The 21,738-nt window shown below is 63.6% G+C and carries 18 protein-coding genes; 15 read left to right on the forward strand and 3 right to left on the reverse strand.

The genetic code is table 11. The annotated features are described in order from the left end of the window. The first annotated feature begins 56 nt into the window (after positions 1-56). The 5 genes from FG13_RS21800 (at position 57) to FG13_RS21820 (ending at position 5,614) form a co-directional block, all read left to right on the forward strand. Positions 57-986 carry a family 2A encapsulin nanocompartment shell protein gene (locus FG13_RS21800; protein WP_034784363.1) on the forward strand — a complete coding sequence of 310 codons (930 nt, stop codon included), beginning with the start codon at positions 57-59 and terminating at the stop codon, positions 984-986. After that, a complete protein-coding gene (locus FG13_RS21805) occupies positions 961-2,715 on the forward strand; it encodes a family 2A encapsulin nanocompartment cargo protein cysteine desulfurase (protein ID WP_035824247.1) in 1,755 nt (584 codons plus the stop codon). Before FG13_RS21800 ends, FG13_RS21805 begins: the two co-directional genes overlap by 26 nt. 157 nt (positions 2,716-2,872) lie before the next feature. Continuing rightward, complete coding sequence (locus tag FG13_RS21810; RefSeq protein WP_035824251.1) at positions 2,873-3,592, forward strand: sensor histidine kinase; 720 nt, start codon at positions 2,873-2,875, stop codon at positions 3,590-3,592. An 11-nt stretch (positions 3,593-3,603) separates the two neighbouring features. Next, complete coding sequence (locus FG13_RS21815) at positions 3,604-5,334, forward strand: response regulator (protein ID WP_035824253.1); 1,731 nt, start codon at positions 3,604-3,606, stop codon at positions 5,332-5,334. Beyond that, a complete protein-coding gene (locus FG13_RS21820) occupies positions 5,318-5,614 on the forward strand; it encodes a hypothetical protein (RefSeq protein ID WP_225242919.1) in 297 nt (98 codons plus the stop codon). The genes FG13_RS21815 and FG13_RS21820 overlap by 17 nt, the downstream gene beginning before the upstream one ends. A 21-nt stretch (positions 5,615-5,635) precedes the next feature. On the opposite strand, the gene FG13_RS21825 is transcribed toward FG13_RS21820, so the two are convergent. Continuing rightward, positions 5,636-6,364, reverse strand: coding sequence for a PhaM family polyhydroxyalkanoate granule multifunctional regulatory protein (locus FG13_RS21825; RefSeq protein WP_035824257.1), 729 nt, complete (start codon positions 6,362-6,364; stop codon positions 5,636-5,638). 149 nt (positions 6,365-6,513) lie between these two features. Here FG13_RS21825 and FG13_RS21830 point away from each other — a divergent pair, with 149 nt between their 5' ends. The 8 genes from FG13_RS21830 (at position 6,514) to FG13_RS21865 (ending at position 16,052) form a co-directional block, all read left to right on the forward strand. Further along, on the forward strand, positions 6,514-7,632 hold the full coding sequence (locus FG13_RS21830) for a DUF3108 domain-containing protein (protein WP_235211785.1): 1,119 nt from the start codon (positions 6,514-6,516) through the stop codon (positions 7,630-7,632). Continuing rightward, complete coding sequence (locus FG13_RS21835; RefSeq protein ID WP_035824262.1) at positions 7,633-8,397, forward strand: DUF3108 domain-containing protein; 765 nt, start codon at positions 7,633-7,635, stop codon at positions 8,395-8,397. A 235-nt stretch (positions 8,398-8,632) separates the two neighbouring features. Continuing rightward, positions 8,633-10,003, forward strand: a complete 1,371-nt coding sequence (locus FG13_RS21840; protein ID WP_099378545.1) for a hypothetical protein — start codon at positions 8,633-8,635, stop codon at positions 10,001-10,003. Then, complete coding sequence (locus tag FG13_RS21845) at positions 9,996-10,730, forward strand: hypothetical protein (RefSeq protein ID WP_035824268.1); 735 nt, start codon at positions 9,996-9,998, stop codon at positions 10,728-10,730. The genes FG13_RS21840 and FG13_RS21845 overlap by 8 nt, the downstream gene beginning before the upstream one ends. 8 nt (positions 10,731-10,738) lie before the next feature. Continuing rightward, positions 10,739-13,570, forward strand: coding sequence for an ATP-binding protein (locus FG13_RS21850; protein ID WP_035824270.1), 2,832 nt, complete (start codon positions 10,739-10,741; stop codon positions 13,568-13,570). Beyond that, the gene (locus FG13_RS21855) at positions 13,567-14,574 is read left to right on the forward strand and encodes a DUF4424 family protein (protein ID WP_161784202.1); all 1,008 of its coding nucleotides are present in this window, start codon (positions 13,567-13,569) and stop codon (positions 14,572-14,574) included. The genes FG13_RS21850 and FG13_RS21855 overlap by 4 nt, the downstream gene beginning before the upstream one ends. 2 nt (positions 14,575-14,576) lie before the next feature. Continuing rightward, entirely contained in the window at positions 14,577-15,155 is a 579-nt protein-coding gene (locus FG13_RS21860) for a nucleotidyltransferase family protein (RefSeq protein WP_051959335.1), read from the forward strand. Between the two features lie 87 nt (positions 15,156-15,242). Further along, complete coding sequence (locus FG13_RS21865; protein WP_035824277.1) at positions 15,243-16,052, forward strand: hypothetical protein; 810 nt, start codon at positions 15,243-15,245, stop codon at positions 16,050-16,052. Positions 16,053-16,058: 6 nt separating this feature from the next. Here the strand turns inward: FG13_RS21865 and FG13_RS21870 are convergent, their stop codons facing one another. Continuing rightward, entirely contained in the window at positions 16,059-16,577 is a 519-nt protein-coding gene (locus tag FG13_RS21870; RefSeq protein WP_035824281.1) for a hypothetical protein, read from the reverse strand. Between the two features lie 154 nt (positions 16,578-16,731). Between FG13_RS21870 and FG13_RS30730 the strand changes: the two genes are divergently transcribed. Both FG13_RS30730 and FG13_RS21875 read left to right on the forward strand, forming a co-directional pair. Continuing rightward, positions 16,732-16,884 (forward strand): hypothetical protein, encoded by a 153-nt coding sequence (locus FG13_RS30730; protein WP_168208500.1) that lies wholly within the window; start codon positions 16,732-16,734, stop codon positions 16,882-16,884. Positions 16,885-16,908: 24 nt separating this feature from the next. Beyond that, positions 16,909-17,148 (forward strand): hypothetical protein, encoded by a 240-nt coding sequence (locus FG13_RS21875; RefSeq protein WP_034753464.1) that lies wholly within the window; start codon positions 16,909-16,911, stop codon positions 17,146-17,148. Positions 17,149-17,318: 170 nt separating this feature from the next. Here FG13_RS21875 and FG13_RS21880 read toward each other — a convergent pair whose 3' ends face one another. Next, the gene (locus tag FG13_RS21880) at positions 17,319-21,734 is read right to left on the reverse strand and encodes a translocation/assembly module TamB domain-containing protein (RefSeq protein ID WP_327062479.1); all 4,416 of its coding nucleotides are present in this window, start codon (positions 21,732-21,734) and stop codon (positions 17,319-17,321) included. Positions 21,735-21,738: the final 4 nt, after the last annotated feature.

Consider the following 21,738-nt stretch of genomic DNA (forward strand, 5'->3'; position numbering starts at 1 on the left):
CGATACTTTATTCGTTTTTCAGATAAGCATATTCACTTTTCTCATCAGGAGTAGTCATGGCAGAAGCAACAGAGAACCAGTTCGCGCTGGGCGATAACGCCGCGCGCCAGCTGGCCAATGCAAGCAAGAGCGTCCCCCAGTTATCCACGATCACGCCGCGCTGGCTCGTGCATCTGCTGCAATGGCTGCCCGTGGAAGCGGGTATCTACCGCCTCAATCGCGTAAAAAATCCGAAGGACGTGCGCGTCGCCTGCTCGCAGCGCGACGAGTCGGAACTGCCGCAAACCTTCGTCGACTACGATGACCAGCCGCGCGAGTATTTCCTCAATGCCGTCAGCACGGTGCTCGACGTGCACACGCGCGTGTCGGACCTGTACAGCAGCCCGCACGACCAGATCAAGGAGCAGCTGCGCCTGACCATCGAGACGATCAAGGAGCGCCAGGAAAGTGAATTGATCAACAATCCCGACTACGGCCTGCTGGCCAGCGTGCACGACGACCAGCGCATCTTTACCCTGACGGGCGCACCCACGCCGGACGACCTCGACGAACTGCTGACGAAAGTGTGGAAGGAACCGGGCTTTTTCCTTGCCCACCCGCTGGCCATTGCCGCCTTTGGCCGCGAATGCACGCGCCGCGGCGTGCCTCCACCGACCGTCAGCCTGTTCGGTTCCCAGTTCCTCACGTGGCGCGGCGTGCCGCTGGTGCCGTCCGACAAACTGCCGATCGAAGACGGCAAGACGAAGATCATCTTGCTGCGCGCGGGCGAACAGCGGCAAGGTGTGATCGGCCTGTTCCAGCCAGGCCTGGCGGGTGAGCAAAGTCCGGGCCTGTCCGTGCGTTTCATGGGCATCAACCGCCACGCGATTTCGTCCTATCTGATTTCGCTGTATTGCTCGCTGGCCGTGCTGACCGACGATGCGCTGGCCGTACTGGAAGACGTGGAGATCGGTAAATACCATGACTACCCAGACACCTACAAGTGATGGCGCGGCGGGCTTGCCTGCCGTCCCGTTCTTGCCCGATGAAGCGACCCTGAACCGCCTGGCCGGTGAATTCTTTGCCCGTTTGCCGGGCTTGGACAAGTCGCCCAGCCTTGGCGGTTCCGGCAGCGTGCTCGATGCGGCACCCCGCTATGCGAACCGTCCGCCGCCGCAGCCCGGCCCTTCGTTTGCCGCCATCGCCCCCGGCGTGGCAACGGCGCAGGTGCCGCCCGTGACGGCGCCGCTGGAAGCACCGGTTGCGCCGGCGCCGGCATCGATTCCCACGCCGCGGGCGTCAAGCCTCGATGCGCCGTCGCCCTACTATTTTGTCGGCGGCGCGCATGGCTATCCCGCATCAAGCCACAAGCTCGATGGACTGGCGCAGCAGGGGCTGGGGCAGGCGGCGCCGCAGCAGGCACCCGCGCGCCAGCTGCCCGTATCGCCAGCCAACAGCCAGCCCGCGTTCTATTTCCAGACCGAGCTGCCTGCGCGTCAGCAAGGACAAACGCCGGCGCCATTCGACGTGCATGCCGTGCGGCGCGATTTTCCCGTGCTGGCGGAGCGCGTCAACGGCAAGCCGCTGGCCTGGTTCGACAATGCGGCCACCACGCACAAGCCGCAGTCGGTGATCGACCGCGTGTCGTATTTTTATGCGCACGAGAACTCGAACATCCACCGCGCCGCGCACGCATTGGCGGCGCGCGCCAGCGATGCATATGAAGCGGCACGCGCCAAGGTGGCGCAGTTCCTCGGCGCCGCCTCGCCCAATGAAATCATTTTCGTGCGCGGCGCCACCGAAGGCATCAACCTGGTCGCCAATACGTTTGGCCGCAAGTACATCGGCAGCGGCGACGAGATCATCGTCTCGCAGCTCGAGCACCACGCCAACATCGTGCCATGGCAGCAGCTGGCGGCGGAAAAGGGCGCGACCTTGCGCGTGATTCCCGTCGATGACAGCGGGCAGATCATCCTCGACGAATTCCGCAAGCTGCTCAACGGTCGCACGAAACTGGTGTCCGTGACGCAGGTGTCGAATGCCTTGGGCACCGTGACGCCCGTGGCGCAGATCATCGCGCTGGCGCATGCGGCCGGCGTGCGCGTGCTGGTCGATGGGGCGCAAGCCGTGTCGCATTTGCGCGTGGACGTGCAGGCGCTGGGCGCGGATTTTTACGTGTTTTCGGGCCATAAAGTGTTTGGCCCGACGGGCATCGGCGCCGTGTATGGCAAGGCGGACTTGCTCGAGCAATTGCCGCCTTGGCAGGGCGGCGGCAACATGATCGCCGACGTCACGTTCGAGCGCACCGTCTACCAGGGTGTGCCGAACCGTTTCGAGGCGGGCACGGGCAATATCGCCGATGCCGTGGGCCTGGGCGCGGCCATCGATTACGTGCAGCGCATCGGCCTGGAAAACATCGCCGCCTACGAGCACGCGCTGCTGGAATACGCGACGCACCACTTGCAGGCGATTCCCGGGGTGCGCCTGATCGGCACGGCGCTGGACAAGGCGAGCGTGGCCTCATTCGTGCTGGCCGGTTACGAGCCGGCGGAAGTGGGGCGCGCCCTGAACGACGAGGGCATCGCCGTGCGCTCGGGCCACCATTGCGCCCAGCCGATCCTGCGCCGCTTCGGCGTGGAAGCGACCGTGCGGCCATCGTTCGCCTTCTACAATACGTATGAGGAAATCGACCGCATGATCGTCGTGGTGAAACGCCTGGCGGGCGCGCGCCGCTGATCTTGCCTGCTTGTCAAGCTGATGCCGCCCCTGCGCAAGCGGGGGCGGCATTGTTGCGTCATGTCAGGGACTTTGCGCGCGGCTGGCAGGCGCCCGCAGGCTGGCGGTATAATTTATCCTTGGCAATAATCAAGCTGCGGCCCCAAGGAGATGTCCGGTGGAAGATCAACACAGCTCGCCCGAGCTTTTCCTGTTCCTGGCGTCGACCGTGCACGACATGAAAAACTCGATCAGCGTGGTCAGCGGCACGCTGGAATCCTTGCTGGCGGCCGAGCAGGCGAAAGCCGCGCCGCAGGCCGACCCAGCCTACCTGCAGATGGCGCAGATGCTGTACCAGACCAAGCGCCTCAACGATAACCTGATCCAGCTGCTGGCCCTGTACAAGGAAGTGGGCAAGCCCGGCTACCCGTTTGACGTGCAGCCGCAACTGGTGAGCCAGGTGGTCGACCAGGTGGTGGACCAGGAAAAGATATTGCTGGCCTCGAAAGGCATCCATCTGGAGACGGCTTGTGCGCCGGAGCTGATCTGGACCCTCGATGAAGACCTGGTCATCGGCGTGCTCTCACATGCCATCAACAACGCCATCCGCTACACGAAAGACACGATCCGCCTGTCGGTGCGGGAGCACGACGGCATGCTCGAGCTGCGCGTGGAGGACAATGGCGACGGCTATACGCAGGCCTTGCTCGACGCGGGCAGCGCGGCCATGGATGGCATGACGGCGGGCGTGAATTTTTCCACCAACAGCACGGGCCTGGGCCTGTATTTTTCCAGCGAAGTGGCAAAGATGCACAAGCACCGGGGCAGCAGCGGCAGCATCGCGCTGGAAAATGGCGGCGCCCTGGGCGGCGGCTGCTTCATCCTGCGCCTGCCCTGAACGAGGAACCCATGACGACAGACAGCCACGCCACCGCCGCCGAAGCGGGCAGCACCGACTGGGCCGACAAACATTATCTGCTGGTCGACGATTTCATCGGCATCCGCATCCTGCTGCGCGAATCCCTGCGCAATCTGGGCGCGCGCCATATCGACCAGGCGGCCAGCGGCGGCGAAGCCATGAAGCTGCTGGCCAAGACGCGCTACGACGTGGTGCTGTGCGATTACAACCTGGGCGAAGGCAAGAACGGCCAGCAAGTGCTGGAAGAGACGCGCGTGCGCAACCTGACGGCGCCGTCCAGCGTGTGGCTGATGGTGTCGGCCGAGAAAAGCGTGGAATCCGTGATGGGCGCGGCCGAGCACCAGCCCGACGCCTACCTGATCAAGCCGATCACGGAAGGCGTGCTGCTGACGCGCCTGAACCGCGTGTGGCACAAGAAGCAGGTATTCCGCGAAATCGACCAGGCTTGCATGGAAAAGGATTATTTGCGCGCGGCGAAATTGTGCGACGCGCAGATCGAGCTCAACAAGCTGCACGAGCTGGAATTGCTGCGCATGAAGGCCAGTTTGCTGCTGAAAAGCGGCGAACCGGAAAAGGCGCGCGCCGTATACGAAAAAGTGCTGGCCGAGCGCGATTACAGCTGGGCCAAGGCGGGCCTGGGCAAGATCCGCATGAATAACGGCGAGCACGAGGCGGCGCGGCAGATATTCCAGGGCGTGATCGTCGAAAACAAGTATTACATCGACGCCTATGACCAGATGGCCGTCGCCTATCAGCTGATGGGCCAGCACGAAGAGGCCTGCGGCGTGCTGGAAAAGGCGGCGCGGCTGTCGCCCAATTCCGTGCCGCGCCAGCGCAATCTGGGACTGGCGGCCCTGAAAGTGGGCAACGTCAGCATGGCGGAAAAGGCTTTTCGCAAGTGTATTTCCATCGGCGAGTTTTCCGTCATGAAGACGCCGGACGCCTACCTGGGACTGGCGCGCGTGTGCGGCTTGAAGAAGGATGCCAAGGAGGCGTTGCAGTGGCTGCTGCTGGCGCAGCGCGAATTCTCGCCCGAGCAGATCGGGCTGCGCGCGAAGATCACGGAAGGCATGGTGCACCACGAAACGGGCGATTACCGGCGCGCGCGCAAGTGCGGCGACGAGCTCGAAGCCATGCTGGCCGAAGACCCGGCGCGCCCCGAAAAGGCCATCTGCATGGAGCTGGCGACCCTGCTGTTCGCCGTCGGCGTCAAGGATGCGCCGGCCGGCCTGCTGTGCTACGTGGTGAAGAACAACCACGACAACCAGGTGGTGCAGGACGAGGTGCAAAAAATTTTCGATAAGGCGAAGATGGGCGACGAGGGCACGAGCCTGATCATCGCCTCGCGCAAGGAAGCGTCGGACTTGATGAACAAGGGCGTGCTGCTGTGGAAGACGGACAAGCTCAACGAAGCGGTCGCCTGGATGCGCACGGCGCGCGAAAAGCTGCCGAACAACTTGCGCATCCTGTTCAATTCCGCGCAAATCATCGTGTCGTGCCTGGAGCAGCGCGGGTTTCAGGCCGACCTGGCGGCCGAGGCCATGGAAGTGTTGTTATATGTAGACAAAATTGCACCAGGGCAGCAGCGCTTTGCGCAATTGATGGAGCAACTGGTGCAGCTGACGCCGCCGCCCGGGCCGGAAGAAGCCGTCGCAGCGCCGGAAAAAACGCCGCCGGCGCCGGAAAAAGGCGGAAAAGCCGTGCGTGAGCGTGCCGGATGATAAACTAGGGGCCAGCGTGGGTTCGCCCGTGCTTGAGTTGCTTTACAACAATAAGGAAGAAACTATGCGTGATGTGGTCAATGAAGTGTACAAAAAAATGAAAGTCGGCAGTATTGCCTGGGTACGCCCGGTCGCCGCCAAGGGAGACACGCTGGAAACATTCCAGTCTTCGTACGAGCACGCCAAGGCGCTGGCCGACGAAGGCCTGATCACGATCGGTGACGTAAAACGCCAGGCCGACAACATGATCGAGGCGATCCGCATTCATCGTATCGCCTGATCATATTGCCGGCTTGCAGCATCAGGCTTTGCCTGGCGCTTTCGCTTTGGGTGCCGCGCGCTTTGCCGGCGCCTTGCGCAGCGGGGCCTTGGCCTTGGCTGCCGTGCCTGCCTCGGCAGGTTTGGCCGGCTTGCTGGCCGCTGGCTTGGCTTTGCTCACACTGCCAAAGCTGGCCGCTGCCGCGCTGGCAGCGTCGGGCGACATTGCCGTCGACACCGCCTGCTTGAACTGATCTTGTAACAAATTCCACCAAGCACTTGGATTGGCCAACTGGGCTGCTGCCTGGCTGCCGGCATCGCCGGGCGCAGCCGCAGCCGGTTCCGGTACGGGCGCAGGTGCTGGCGCAGGAGCCGGTTTCGGTTCAGGCGCCGCAGGTGCAGGTGTGGCTTGCTGGAAAAACGCGGAAGCGTAGGGCACGGATTCAAACACGGTTTTCTCGCTGGCACCCGGTTGCGTGATGGCCGCCGCCAGTGACGCGCCCATCGATTTCAATGTGGCGATGGTGCCGCGCTGCACTTCCAGCGCCTGGATACTGCCGCGCAGCATGCTGGTGTTGAGGTTCAGCCACGCTTCGACGGCTTTCAGGTCGTTGATTTTCTTGTCCAGCTCTTCCACCGACATGGTGGGCGCCGTGATGCCAGGCACGCCCATGCCGGGCACGCTCATGCTGCCCCACAGGTTTTTGACGAAGTCGAGCGTATCGGTCACAACTGCTGCGCCCGGCATTTGGGGCATTTGCGGGTTTGCCATGCGAAATCTCCTGGTAGATGGATAGGCTTAGCGTAGCAGATATCGGCTTGCAACTGACGCAATGCCGCCAACATTTTCTTACATAAAACATTAAGAGTTGAGCACGGGCAAGAAGCGGGAAGCGGGGCGGAAGCGTTACACTACGGCCTATGATGCCTGACTCCTTCTTTTCGCCACCGCGCCGCCGCACCGTCGTCTTTGTCGCGGTCATCGGCGTACTGCATTACGTGGCGTTGGAATGGCTCACCTCGCGTGCCAGCATGGTGCCGCTGGGACAGAATCATGCGCAAGCGGTCAGCATGGCCTTGATCGCCGAGCCGCCCAAACCGCTGCCGGTGGTGCCGCCACCGCCGCCTGAACTGCGGCCCGTGCCCAAGCCCCGGCCGCCGCCCCCGCCGCCCCCGACGGAGCTGGCGTCGAGCGAAACGCCCCAGTTGACGGCGCCCGCCAGCGACGTGCCGGAAGGCCCGGCCACGACCGAGGCGGCCGCCGTGGCTGCCCCGGCCATCACGGCGCCGGCGCCCGCCGTGGCCGCCGCACCCGTGCCGGCCAGCGCGCCGCCGCCGGCGCCCGTCGAGCAGGCACGCCGCTACAAGACGAACGCGCCCGCCTCGGCCCAGTTCGACCTGCATGTGGACCGGCGCGATGCGGACGGCACCAAATGGCAGGGCGTGGCCGCGATGGCGTGGGACAATCGGGGCGACACGTATCAGCTGAAGCTGGAAGTGGGTTTGAGCATGCTGATCACGCGCATCAACCTGCTGGTGCTGACCAGCGAGGGCGTGATCGATGGCAGCGGCATCGTGCCCGTTACGGCCACGGAAAAACGCAAGGGCCGCGCGCAAACGGCCACGCATTTCAACCGCGACGCCAAGGCCATCACGTTTTCGGCCACGACGGCCACGGCGCCATGGCAAGAGGGGGCGCAAGACAAGGCCACCGTGCCGTTCCAGCTGGCCGCCATCGGCCGCGCCGACGTCAACCAGCTGGTGGGCAATATCGACATACTCGTCGGCGAGGAAAAGGAAGCGACCGTGTTCCGTTTCCACCTGGTGGGCGAGGAAGAACTGGAAACCAGGATGGGCCGGCTGGTGACGTGGCATTTGCGCCGGCCGCCGAAGCCCGGCACGTATTCGTCGCAGCTCGATATCTGGCTGGCGCCGTCCATGCAATGGTATCCGGTACAAATACGCAATACCGAAGCGAACGGGGCGCTGACCACGCAAACCGTGACCCAAATTCGCGTCAATGACGCTACAGGAAAATAAATGACTACTTTGATAACTTTGAAACGCGTTCTGCTCGCCAGCCTGCTGGCCGCCACCCTGAGTCCCGCCATAGCGGCGGACGAGCCCGTCGATCACCCCGTCATCAAGCGCCCGTACAAGCTGGCGCCGTCGGCTGACCTCGTGTATTCGATCAAGGCGAAACAGCGCGGCATTGCGCTGTCGGGCGAATCCGTCAGCAACTGGCGCGCCGGCGATGGCAAGTACTCGCTGCTGGCCGAAACCAAGGCGGCCCTGTTCGGCAAAATACTCGAGCAGCGCAGCGAAGGCACGGTCGACGATTACGGCCTGGCGCCGGCGCAGTTCGTGGAAAAGCGCTTCCGCAAGGAAGCGGCCACGACCACCTTCAAGCGCGACAGCAAGACGATCGTCTTCAGCGAAGGCGACGACAGCTATCCTCTGAAAGGCGGCGAGCAGGACCGCAACAGCACCGTCTGGCAACTGGTCAGCGTGGCGCGCGCCACCCCCGAGAAATTCACGCCCGGTTCGGAATGGAGCTTCTTCGTTGCCGGCCGCCACGACGCCGAACCGTGGACCTTCAAGGTCGTCAAGCAGGAGACCGTCGCCACCGGCCAGGGTCTGGTGGAGGCCGTGCACCTGATCAAGGCGCCGCCGCCGGACAAGAAGGGCCAGCAAGTGGACCTGTGGCTGGCGCCGTCGCTGGAATGGTATCCCGTGAAGGTGACGTTCGCCGATGAAGATGGTGATTACGTGGAACAAACCTTGCAAAAGATTGTCAAGAAGTAAGTGCTTGCTGTTGTTGTGGGGTCAGACCCGCCGGGTCTGACCCCAGCCTTTCATGGGTTTTCGCCATCAGGAGTCTTAATAAGCAGGCGCCAGCGTTGCGCCGTGTCCGCACCTCCCCCTCCCATGCGCTAAATTGCATGTCAGAACTGATATACTGACGCCCCCGCCCCGCAGCGCCGCGTTAGCCCGCAGCGCCGCCCGCTGAACACTCATCCGGAAAAGAATGATTGATATAATGGCAAGTGCAGCCGTGGCTACGGATGCAAATCAGACAGAGCAAGAGCATCACGATTCCTTGCAGGCGCATTTCCAGCCCAATATTTCGGCCGACGAGATCGAGCAGGTATTTCACTTGAAGCGGGCGCAGCCCCTGCTGCAAGTGTTTACGGCCCTGTTCCACGGCGGTTTCGATGGGGTGCTGGTGCGTCTGCTGGTGTTGCGCGAGCTGGCGTCCGATGCGGCCACGTCGGCCTATACGCGTGCCGATATCAATACGAAACTGGCGTATCTGTTGCCCGAAAGCCTGGAAACGGTCTTGCTGCGCCTGCGCTCGAACCAGTTGCTGGCCTGGGATGCGCAGCAGGGCGTGTACCGCGTCACGCCGATGGCGCGCAATGTGCTGTCCGCCATCGACAGCCTGCTGGGCCTGGGGCAGACGGAAGACGAAGCGGAAATGGGCTTTCTGCTGTCGCAGGTGGCCGGTGCGCAAGCCGTCGGCGGCGTATCCGTTGAACAACTCCAGCATTTGCTGGGGCGCCTGGTGGACTTGACGGAGGAATTTTCCGACGCCATCGCTTCCGGTTCCGAATTCCGGCTGCGCACGGCGCAAGCGAAGTGGAACATGGCCTGCGACTGGGTCGAGAAGGGTTCCGAGATTCTCGTGGCGATCACGTCCGATGAAAACGCGGACAGCGCCACGCACAAGGCGGCGCAGGCGATTGGCCGCGCGCAAAGTAAATTGCTCAACATGCAAGGCATGTTTTCGCGCGCCCTGAACCAGATCGAGCGCCAGCGCGTGCACCTGGGCCAGTCGGGCCTGTCGACTACCGACATCAAGCGCTGGCTCTTGCTGCACGACGACCTGGCCAGCCTGGCCGAGGGCGCCATCGACCAGCCCGTCGTACCGCTGTTCTCCACGCCGGCCGAAATGATCGATGTGGCCGAAACGGAACTGCTGTCCGAACGGGCGGCAGGCGTCATCAACACGGGCCTGCCTAGCGGCGAGGATGCGCCCACCACCATCAGCGACGGACCCGCCATGCAGCTTGAACTCGATGACCTGTTGGACCGCCTGTCAAACTTCGCCAGCCTGGGCAATTTCCCCAGCATCGGCGAAGAGGGGCCGAAATCGGTGCCCGTGCAGGATTCCTTGCTGCCGGCCAGCTTTGCCGTGGCCTCGTACCGCGCCTCCATGCTGCCGCTGCTGGGCGATGTGTCCGAAGCGAGCTTGCAAGGCTCGACGGCCGAACTGGCCCGCTTGCCGATTACCTTTACACCGACCGACGAGATGGTCCAGCTGACCGACCCCCATGTGGCGGCCATGTCGATCGCCTCGCTTTCACTGAATGTTTCACTTGATTTAGATAGCGGCACCGCCGATGAATGACGATTCCCAAATCCTGATTGCGCGCCTGCTCACGCATCAAACCCTGCGCCGCGACGACAAGCTCGTCAAGCGCGTGCTGTCCGACGAGCTGTTCCGCGCCGAAATCGATGCGCGATTGCTGGCTTGCGGCCTGAAGCTGCTCGACAACGTGTACGCCGACCATGTCACCCTGGCCCTGACGCGCACCATCGAGCCGAAGATTTTCGGCGCGCGCGACGTGTGGCAAAACAATAATTTTGGCCTGGCGCGCGATGGCGTGGCCTTGCTGGTGGTACTGTGGGCGCAGATCATCCTGCCCAAGCGTGAACGCCAGGAAACGCACCAGCACGCGGACGACGACCAGAACGATATGTTCGGCACGGAAAAACCGCTGCCGCGCGCGGAAGACGCGTCGATCGGCATTTCCTACAAGGCGCTGCTGTCGGACTTCGGCGACAAGCTGGGCAAGAAGACGCGCATGGACATGAATCTGGGCACCCTGGCCAAGCTGGGCTTCATCGAGCGGCGCGGCGATTTCATCCTGGAAGGTCCGCTGCTCGACCTGATGATGGACACGGACGTCTTGAAAGAGCGCATCATCAATGGCGCCCTGGCCGACGTGTTCAAGCGGGCGCCGGCACGTCTGGTGGCCGTCGACCTCGACGCTGATTTGTCCGCTGATTTGTCCGCCGACATCGGCGACTTGCCAGATGCGGGCGACGAGCCTGTGTCCGACCTCCCTCACTGAAAGCGCCCATGTTTCATATCAAATCACTTGAACTGGTGCACTGGGATTACTGGCAGCGCATCAAGAATATTCCGCTCGACGCGAAGATCATCACCATCGCGGGGCAGAACGGCTCCGGCAAGACCACCTTGCTCGACGCCTTGCGCACCCTGTTCGGCCTCGACTGCTCGATGGGCCGCACGTATAAACACTATGCGCGCCATTCGGGCCAGCAGACGGCCTGGCTGCGCGCCGTGGTCGACAACAAGAACGTGGGCAAGCAGCTGTCGAACCGCCCGTTCCGCAGTTCCGGCTTCTTCAGCGACGATGAAGTGACGCTGTTTTGCCAGATCCAGAAGAATGGCGGCGACTGGAAGCGCCAGTATCTGATGCGTCCGGGCAATGTGCAGATCGAAGACATCACGGATGCCAACGACTGGCTCGGTGTGGAAAACTACCGCAAGCGCCTGGCCAATGCGGGCCTGTCGCCGGCCATGTCGAAAGTGCTGGCACTGGAGCAGGGCGAGACGGACAAATTGTGCGAATACGCGCCGCGCCAACTGCTCGACCTGGTGTTCCAGGTGTTCGGCGACAAGGAAGTGCTGGACGCCTATGATGAAGCCAAGCGCCACCAGCGCGACACGGAAGTGGAACTGAAGCGCTTCGAAACAGAGCTGAAAGCGTCGAAAACCAACCTGGAAGGCTTGCGCCTGCGCGTGGCCAATTACCACCAGTGGGAAGGTTTACATAAAGAACGCCGCAACCTGCTGGAAGAAGTGCTGCCCAGCCTGCAGTACCACGAGGCGCGCGAAAAAGCGGCCATCGCCAGCCGCCAATTGCGCGATGCGCGCAAACCGATGGCGCAGGCGGATCAGCAACTGACGGACAAGCGCAATGCGCTGGCCGCACAGGCGAAGGCCCTGTCCGACGCGCAGATGAACGAGACCTTGCTGGAACAGGAATCGATCGGTTTGCAGAGCCGTTTGTCCCTGATCAATAGCAAGCTGAAACCGCTGGACAGCCTGCTGGAGCAGAAAGACCGTTTGCACAAGCTGGCGGCGGACTCGGGCAGCGACATCGCCGAAGTGGCGGCCCAGCTGGAACAGAAGGAAGCGGAACTGCTGCGCCAGCGCCAGCAGCGCGACGCCCTGTCGGCCCGCATCGCGGGCGAGCAGGCGACGATTGCCGCGCTGCAAGGCAAGACGGCCATGCCGGAGCCGGACAATGTGCGCGGCATGCGCCGCGCGCTGCGCGACGCGGGTATTCCCCACGCGATGCTGTCGGACATCGTCGAAGTGACGGACAGCCGCTGGCAGGGCGCCGTCGAAGGCGTGCTGGGCGGATACGCCTCGGTCGTCTTGCTCGACAAGGCCAAGGATGCGGCTGCCGCTTACCGTTTGGCCGAGAAGGAGCGCTACCGCCACTTCATCGTGCCCGACCTGGTCACGGCGCCCGTGGCGAAAGATGAAAGCTTGCTGGCCGTGGTGAAATTTTCCGCGCCCGTGCCCAGCTGGCTGATCGAGCAGCTGTCGCGCATTGCTAGAGTCGATTCCGTCGAAGCCGGCTTCAAGCTGGGCAACCACGAGGAATGGATCACGCCCGAGGCGTATCACCGCGAACGCCGCGGCGGGCGCTCCCTGTTCGTGGAAGCGTCGCGCTACCGCTTCGGCCAGGCTGGCCGCAGCGGCCGCCTAGAAGCGCTGCTGCGCTCCCTGCCTGGCCTGGAAGGCCAGGAAGACACCTTGACCCTGGCGATCTCGAAGCTGGCGGCCGAAGTGGGTGCGTTAAAAGCGCGCATCGCCGGCGTCGACGCGGCCAAGGAACTCAGTGCGCGCCAGGAAGAATTCGCCGAAGCGCTGCGCAATTCCAAGCCGCTCAAGGAAGAGCGCCTGGAAGTGGGCGGGCGACTGGGCGAGCTGCAAAACCTGACCAAGAACGCCACAGTGGCGCGCACGCGTGCCGATACCGTGTGGCAAAACGCGCGCCTGGCCTTGTCGGAAGCGGAAGCGGGTTCGCGCCTGGGCTACAAGAAGCAGATTGAACAGCGCGCCGAGCATGCGCGCGCCTTGCTGGCCTTGCGCCATGCGTGGCGCCACCTGCCGAAAAGCTGGCGCCGTCCCGCCCGCCGCGCGGCCCTCGTGGCCGAACACCAGAATGCGCACCAGGTCGATCTGCGCGTGGCCAGCCTGCAAAACAGCCTGGCGCGCGACGACTGGGAACTCGACGCCACCGTCATCGACCAGCACCACCGCCTGTCGGATCAATTGCATGGCCGCCAGTCGGAAACGGATGAGCGCCGCTACCAGAACAACCGCGCCATCGAGGCGACGGGCAATGCCCGTGGCGCCTACATGGAGCGCTTGCGCTACACCATCAAGACTTACAGCAAGAACATCAAGGAGCTGGGCGAACTGGCCGGCATCGAAGTGCATGCCGACCCCGTGCGCCTGGAAAATGACGATGTGCAGCTATCGCAGGCGGGCTTGCACGTGCGCTTCAAGTTCGACGGCAAGGGCGTGATCGGCATGAACGATGGCGAGGCGTCGGGCGGCCAGCAGGTGATGAAGTCGCTGGTGCTGCTGATCGGATTGCTGAAATCGGAAGACGGTTCCGGCGGCTTCGTCTTCATCGACGAACCGTTTGCCCACCTCGACATCCGCAACATTCAATTGGTCGGCGAATTCCTGAAAAATACGGAAGCGCAATACCTGATGACGACGCCGTTGACGCACAACACGGATGTCTACGATCCGTCGGAGCTCACTTTGATCACCAGCAAGAAGAAAAAGGATACCCAATGGGCGCAACCGATTTTCGTGCTGCAGCGCCGCGTCGATCCCGTGTCGGGCAAGGTGGCATGATGATCGCGCGCAAGCTCGTTCTGGCTGCGGCACTGTCGCTGGCATTGGCAGGCACCGCCGTGGCCAACGACGGCATCGGTTCCGTCAGCGCGGGCGGCATTCTGTTCGGCAAGACGGATGCCGTGGCCATGAAAAAGGAAGTGCTCAGCGTGAGCACGGACTTGATCAAGGTCGAGTATGAATTCCTCAATGAATCGGCCAGGGACGTGGAAGAGACGATCTTCTTCCCCTTGCCCGAATACGCGGCGGGCTACCACGGCTCGCCCACGTATTACGGCCAGCCGCAGCAATTTACCGTCGATGTGGATGGCAAGCGCAAGGACTATAAAACCACCTTCGTCGCCAAGCTCGATAGCGCCGACGTGACGGCCCGCTTGCGCCAGCTGGGCTTGTCGGATGCGCAAATTGCCTATTTCCCCTCGCACACGCCGTTCGACAAGAAAGTGGCGCCGCTGACGGCCGCGCAGAGCAAGATCATGATACGCGAAGGCTTGCTGGCCCAGCTGTACGACGAGGAATGGGTGCCGGCCTGGACCGTGAAAGTCATCTACCTGTGGCAGCAGAAATTCCCCGCCGGCAAAGTCGTGCGCGTGCGCCATCAATATGCGCCATTCGTCGCGGCCGGTCCCGGTGCGTCCTACCTGGGCGATGGCAATACATTTGAAAAGAAATACTGCGGCGACAAGGCCTTCTACAAGACGTGGAACCGCCTGGCGGCCAAGCAGGGCGAAAGCGGCTTCGTCAATGCCGTGTGGGTATCGTACATTTTGACGACGGGTAACACCTGGAAGAATGGCATCGAAGACTTTACCTTGAACCTGATCAAGGGCAAGCCGGACGAGCTGGTCAGCCTGTGCTTCCCCGGCACGTTCACCAAAATCAATCCCACCACCCTGCAAGTCAAGCTGCGCAACTTCCATCCGAAACAGGATCTGGACGTGTACTTCGGCAATGTCGAAGGCGCGGGCGACCACGACGGCGTGGCGCCGCAGATCCGGCCATAGGAATGAGCACGCAGGAAGCGCTGACCGCGCGTCTGCGCGCCATCGCCCGCGCCACGCCGTGGTGCATGCAAGCCTTGCACGCCGTGGCGCAGCTGGGCTTGCCTCACTGCTGCATCGGCGCCGGCGCCGTGCGCAACCTCGTGTGGGACGCCTTGCACGGCTACGCGCAACCGTCGGTCTTGAGCGACGTCGACGTGGCGTATTTCGATGCGCACAATTTGCAACCCCGGCGCGAGGTGGAACTGCGCCAGCGCCTGGAAACTGCGTTGCCCGGCGTGCCGTGGGAGGTCTGCAACCAGGCGCGGGTGCACCTGTGGTTCGAAGATGCTTTTGGCTATGCCGTGCCGCCGCTGCTGTCGCTCGACGACGCCATCGCTTCCTGGCCCGAATTTGCCACCTCGGTTGGCATCTGGCTGCAGCCTGACGGCGAGATCGGCATCGTCGCGCCGCATGGCCTCGATGATCTGTTCAATATGGTGGTGCGGCGCAACCCGGCGCGCATCAGCCTGGATGGTTATGCTCAGCGCCTGGCCAGCAAGGACTATGCGGCGCGCTGGCCGCGCGTCACCCTCATCGCTTAGGTAAGCATTGTCGCAAAGGCAATTAAATGCACTGTGGATACAGATTGCCTATAATTACCAATTATTCAATAGTGTTTTCCTGATCCCATGTCCTTTTTGATTTCCACGCCGCTGCGCCGCCTCGGGCGCCTGTTCTGCCTTTCCTCCGCCCTCGTGGCGCCTGCCGCCTGGGCCGACAGCTATACCGATTTCCAGCAAGCTGCCACGCGCCTAGAAGCGATGGTGGCCGCGTCCACTGCCGATGGCAGCTTGCCGCGTTTGGCCGACCCTGCCGTGGCGGCATTGTTTGCCCAGGTCGCCGATGGCCCGCGCCTGTTCCAGGCGCCAGTCGCGGCGCTGCAAGACATGAACCAGAGCGTGGCCCTGTGTGAGCGGGCAACCAACCTGGGCAAGGCGTATTACACGTTTGGCTTGCAACGGCCGCTGCTGCTGTCCGGCGCCGAGCTGCAGCAGGCGCGCCGGGAGCAGGTGACGCAGAACCTGGCCAATTATGGCGATGAAATGGCCGCCCTGTTTGCCTTCGGCGTGCATTGCCATGCGCACTTGATCGGTTTGATGGAAGCCGAGTTCAGCACGCAGCCGGCGCAGGACGTGAGCGGTACCGAGCGCATGCGGGCCCGCGCCTTCAGCAAGGGATCGAGCACCATGTTTGCGAACGTGGTGCAGTTTGTGCAGGTGCCGTACTGGAATGGGGCGCAAAAGAAAGTCATGCTGGCAGCGGCGGCGCAGCACGCCACGGCGAATGTCAATCTGATGGCGCCGCCCTTGCGCGAGCGCATGCTGACCAGCCTGGCCGAGGCGGACAAGGATCTCGATCCCACCCTGGCGCCTGCGCTGGCGACGATACGCCAGGCGCTGGCGGTGACGACGTGTACTGGCCTGTGCCAGTACTACTGATCCGGCTTATTCGGCCGCTTGCAAGGGCTTGTTGCGCTGGCGCCAGCGCACCAGGCCCCACGCATACACGGCGTAGTAGCCGATGACGAGGCCGTAGGCGGCCATGGTCAGCGGACTCTGGCCGAACGGTGGCGGCGGCACGGGCACGTCCTGGCGCGAGTTCAGGTAGATCTCCATGCCGCGGTACAGCAATCGGGCGATGAACAGCATCGTGATGGCCAGGCCCAGGTAGCGGTGCTGGGTAAAGAAGAAATCTTTGCCGACGTGCTCGAAGCGCGTCAGCTTCAAGCCCAGCACGCCCAGCCAGCCGCCGGCCAGTGCCGCCGCGCCCAGGCTGGACAGGGGCAGGACGTCGAATTTCGTCGTCGTCGCCAGAAACAACAGCAGTACGGGAAACGCGATCGCCACGCTCCAGTGCCGCCACAGCTGCGACTTCTGGCGCGCCACCAGTTTCTTCAGGCGCGAATAAATGCGCCAGACCAGCAGCGGGACCAGTAACAGCAGGGCGAGGGTGGTGGTTTCCATGTATGCAATCGGGTACGGGTAAAACAGCGATTGTAAGCCAGATGGGGACGGGCGGCGATGCTTGTCAAACGCCAAAGGTTGCATGTTGACATTTACATGGCAGGCGGCGGGCATCTCGTGGTATGGTCTTCTTTTGTCTGCAGGGAGGCCAGCCATGTCAGTCATCCATGCCCACCGCGCGCCCGACCCGGCGCCCGTCGATGAACCCATGCCGGCGCCGGAGCCGCAAGAAGCGCCCGGGCACCATCCGGGGCCCGTGCACCCGGTGCCGCAGGACGATCCCGTGCCGCACCCGCATCCCAGTTAATCTCGTCAAGAAAGGCTGTTTTAGATGGCAATTGTCAAGGAAGTCTACACACGCAAAGTCAGCGGAGAATCGTTCGACTATGAACTCGATTACACCCAGGGCGCGGACGTGGCCTGGATTGCGCGCGTGTACCACGACGGCGTGCTGAAGGGCTCGCCGCACGGCGCGCTGACGGCCAATGTGCTGTCGGGCCCCGCGCTGGAACAATACCTGCGCGCGTATGTCGAAGGCATGATCGAGCGGGGGCTCGACGTGGCCGAGTAAGCCGTTTGCGGTAGAGCAAAGAAAAGGGCGCCGAGGCGCCCTTTGTGTTTCTGGTGGTGTCGGATTACGCGGCTGCGCCGCTAATCCGACCTACGCGCATGCACATGGAGCGTAGGTCGGATTAGCGGGGCAACGCCCCGCGTGATCCGACGACATTGTTGGCCGCCAATCTAATCAAACGCCCACGTGTACAACACGTCGAGCGCATTGTTCGTGCCCGTCTGGAATTGCAAGGTGATGCGGCGGTTCAGCTTATAACGCAGCTTGACCAGGCTCGTCGCCGTGCTGGTGCCTTGCTCGAACGTCAGGTAGGCGCGCGACGACAGGCGCTTGCCGACGGTGACGACCGTGCTTTCCAGCCCTTGCGCCTGCGACAGGCCCACTTCATCGAGTCCCAGCGAACTGGCCAGCTTGCCTTGCAAGCCGCCACCGGAGCCGCCGAAGAGGGCGCCTGCCGCCGTCGTCAGGAGGGCCATTTCATCGCCGGCCGCCGTTTCCGCGCCGTGGCCGAGGATCAGCCAGGCCAGCTTGTCGCTGTCCGACACGCTTGGCGTGGACACCAGCTTGGCCGTCGGCGCCTGCGCCGTGCCGCGCACTTCCACGCCCGCTTCCACATTCGTTTCCGACAAGGCTTCGCCCTCGGGACGCTTGCGCACGGCCAGGATATTCAGCGACGGGTTGTCGTAGGCGCCCGTGAAGGCGATCAGGCCCCGCTCGATCGACAGCTTTTGTCCATAGGCCGCGTACTGGCCGCTGGTGACCTTGATGCTGCCCGTCACGCGCGGCGCGGCGCGGTTGATGACCCTGGCGCGCACATTGCCGGCCAGGTCCGCGTCGATGCCCATGCCGCGCAGGTGGAAGGCATTGCCCAGGTCGAACTCGAGGTCGATATTCAGGGGCAGTGTGGGCGCTTCCTTGCCGCCCTTGACTTCCTTGCCCAGCACCACCACGTCGCTGCTTTGCGTCGGGGTATCCTGCGGCGCCAGTTCGATCAGCGCGCGGTTGGCCTTGAACTTGCCCTCGAAGCTGAAACGCTTGTCGTTGCGCACCAGGGTGCTGTTGCCCGACAGGATCAAGGTGCGGTCAGGGCGCGACAGTGCCTGCAGGCGGTCGGCCATCAATTTCAGTTCCAGGCTCGCCTCGCCATTCGCAAAGCGTACCCAGCCATCTGCCTGCACCTTGCCATCGCCGCCGTCAAAGCTCAGCCGCTGCAGTTGCAATTGATCGCCGGCCAGCTTGGCTTGCAGCACGCCATTGCGCAATTTCAAGCCCTGGTCGGCCCAGTTCACCAGCAGCTTGCTGCCGTTGATGTCGCCATTTAACTGCGGCGCGCCGATGGTGCCGCTGCCAGCCAGCGCCACCTTCAGGGCGCCGCCCAGTTCCAGCCCTGGCTGGCCCGTCAGCGGCGCCAGCCAGGCCAGTGTATCGATGCTGGTGGTGCCCGTCAGCGAGAGGGCGCTGTCGTTGCTGATGCGCCCGCCTAGCATTTGCACGGTGGCATTGATGTCGCTCTGGCCCGCGCGCGCGCCGTCCAGTTTCACGGCCAGGCGCAATTGCTGGTTGGCCACGTCCACTCTTGCATCGAGGGTGCGCAAGCCCAGCGCCAGCGGCTGTTCCACGCCCACCGTCACGTCGCCTTTTTCGCGGTAGATGTGCAGCATGCCGGCCAGTGATGGGTCTTTCTGCTTGGCCGTCGGCACCTGCATGTCGAGCGACCATTGCGCGCCCAGGGTCAGGTCGCTACGCGCATTGGCTTGCAGCGCCGGAATCACTTGCGCCAGATAGGTCAGCGCCACGCCGGCCGCCTGGCCGGAACTGGTCCAGCGGGGGCCGTTCTTGACCAGGCTTTGCATGGTGATGCTGCCTGCCGGTAATTTGATGACCGTGTTGCCCACGCTGATCTGTTCCGGCTGGCCCAGGCCCGCCACGCCGCTGCCGGCGGGACCGGCCACTTTGACGGGCACGGGCGCTTGCAGCACGAGCGCATAGCGGCCCTTGTTTTGCAGGCTGTCGATGGTGCCCGTCCAGCTGGCGCCGCTCTGGCTGCCGCGGATTTGCACGCTGGCGTCGAAATCGTCGTTGCGCGCCGCCAGGTTCACCGTATGGCTGCCGCGCGTGCCCGTCGTGCCCAGGCGGGCGCTGGCCAGCTTGAAGGTGGGCGTGCTGTAGCCCGTGATGTCCAGGCTGCTGACCATGGGGTCGAGCGCGCCTTGGCCGGCGCCCACGCTGGCGCTGCCTTTGATGGATTTCAGTTGCTGGTCGCCAAAGAAGGTCAGGTCACGGCCATCGAGCGTCAGTTGCGCTGCCGGTGCATCCATCTTGCCCGAGACGGAGCCGGCTGCCTGCAGCACGCCGGCAAAGCGCGGGCCCAGGGTCGACAGTTGCGGCGCATCGAGTTTCCATGTGAGCTTGTCGGTGGCGCCACCGAGCGCGCCCTTGGCCAGCAGGCTGTTCGGCCCCAGGCGCAATTCCGTATCGACGCTGTCGATGCGTTTGGCGTTGGCGGACAGTTTGGCGTAGCCGGCCAGCGGGGCATTTTGCAGGGTCGATTCGCGCAGGGCCAGGTTGAGGGCCACTTGCCAGTCGCCGCTCAGGCGGCCGCTACCGTTGAAATCCGCATTGACGTTGCCGTTGGGCAGTGATGCGCCAAACGCGGCCGGGTTGATCTTTTGCAGGGAACCCGTCATTTTCAGTTCCGCTGTCTGCTTCGGCCCCGTCAAGCCCACGTCACCGCTGGCGTGGATGGCGCTGTCGGCTGCGGGACGCTTGCCGCTGGTGAGGCCCAATCCTTTTGCATCGGCAACAAAGCTCGTGCGCGGCTGCTGCATCGTGCCTTGCACCACGCCACTGGCCAGCACGCTACCCAGCAAGTCGCCCTGCAAGGCGGAAAGTTGCCGCGCATCGACATTCCAGTTGAGCTTTTCGCCGGCGCCGCCAAAGTTGCCCTTGGCCGTCACGTTGTTCTTGCCCAGCGCCAATTGCACGTCGATGCCGCTGAAATGGGCCGCGTCGGCCGTCAGCTTGCCCTTGCCGGACAACGGCTGGTCAAGCAGCTTGCTGGGGCGCACGGTAAAGTCCGCATTCGCCAGCCACTGGGGAGCCACGTGGCCGCTGGCGCGCACGTCGAGGTTCAGGTCGGCCACGGGGAAGGCGCCGAAGTCGGCAGGGTTCAGGCGGCTGGTGCTGGCCACGGCCTTGAAGGGCTGCTCATCCTTCAGGCTGATCTGGCCCGTCGCGTTGACGCTGCTTTTACCCGCTTGCAAGGTCGCCTTGCGCAGTTGCACCAAGGAATCGGCCAGGGTGGCTTCCACGTCCAGACGCAGCTTGGCTTCACCGAGTTTGGCGCGCAGGGTTTGCGTCTTGCCGTCGCTGTCGAGCACGATGTCGCCGACGATCTTGGTGCTGTTGATGCTGCTGTATATGTGCTGCAAGTCGATCTTGTCCGTGTGCAAGGTCAGCTGCGCATTGCCGATGGGCGCATCGGCCGCGTCGCGGTTGAGCTTGCCGCTACCCGTGAATTTGCCCGCATTGCCGAAATCGATGATGGCCGATTCGAGCGTCGTGGCCGTCAGGGTGCCGCCCAGGCGCGCCTCGAACTGGCGCAGCGGCAGCTTTTGCTGGTCGATGGGACCCGGCGTGGCGTGGTTGAGGATGGCCAGCTTGCCCGACACGGTTTGCTTGGTTGGCCGCGTGTCGATGGCGGCGTCGAGTTCCAGGCTCAGGTCCGCCTGCGGCAAGGTGGCGTCGAACTTGCCCGGATTGATGTTGCGGCCACGGATATTGGCTGAGCGCAGGATGATGACGGGATCGAACGGCGCCAGCGCCAGCTGGGCGTCGGCCGTGGCCGCGCCCGCGCTGCCCTTGGCCGTCACGTTCAGCACGTTCAGGTCGCCGCCCAGCTGCAGCGCCAGGGCGGCCGGTTTTTCGCCGGCGGCGGCCTTGAGCTGCGTCAAGCCGGCCTTGCCTGACAGTTTGAATGGCTGCGTGGCAGCAATCGTCGCGCTGGCCGTGGCCTGGCCGAATGGCGTCAGGGCCGACGCGTCTTCCAGCTGCCATTGCGTCTTGTCGCCCGACAAGGTGAAGTGGATCTTTTCAAACACCGTGTTGCCGCCCGCGCTGACCAGGGTCACCTTGTCCAGACGCGCGTCGGCAATGCCGATCTTGAACGGCGCGGCCAGGCTGGCGGGCATGGTCGATGGTTCCTCGGACGGCGCCGTGCTTTCCACGGACAGGCTGGCCACGTGCAGTTCGCTGATGGCGATGCCTTCCGAGAAGAACTGGAACGGCGACCAGTTGATGTCGATATTGTCGGCCGTGATGTGCTGCGTCTTGCTGCGGTAGCTGACATGGCCCAGGTGCATGCGGTTGTACAGCGAGCCGGACACGCCCGATACTTCGATGTCGCCGCCGCTGGCGCTGGCCACTTTTTGCACCAGCATCTGCAAGGTCGATTCGCGGCCCAGGAACCAGAAGGCGCCGCCCAGCAGCACGGCCAGGCTGGCGATGGCGATCAGTGTGTAGCGCACCCAGCGGCGCGGTTTTTTCGCCGGCGGCGGAGGGACGGCGCCGGGCGATTCGGTAGTCATATCG

The organism is Janthinobacterium sp. RA13, assembly GCF_000745325.1.
GTDB classification, from domain to species: domain Bacteria; phylum Pseudomonadota; class Gammaproteobacteria; order Burkholderiales; family Burkholderiaceae_D; genus Janthinobacterium; species Janthinobacterium rivuli.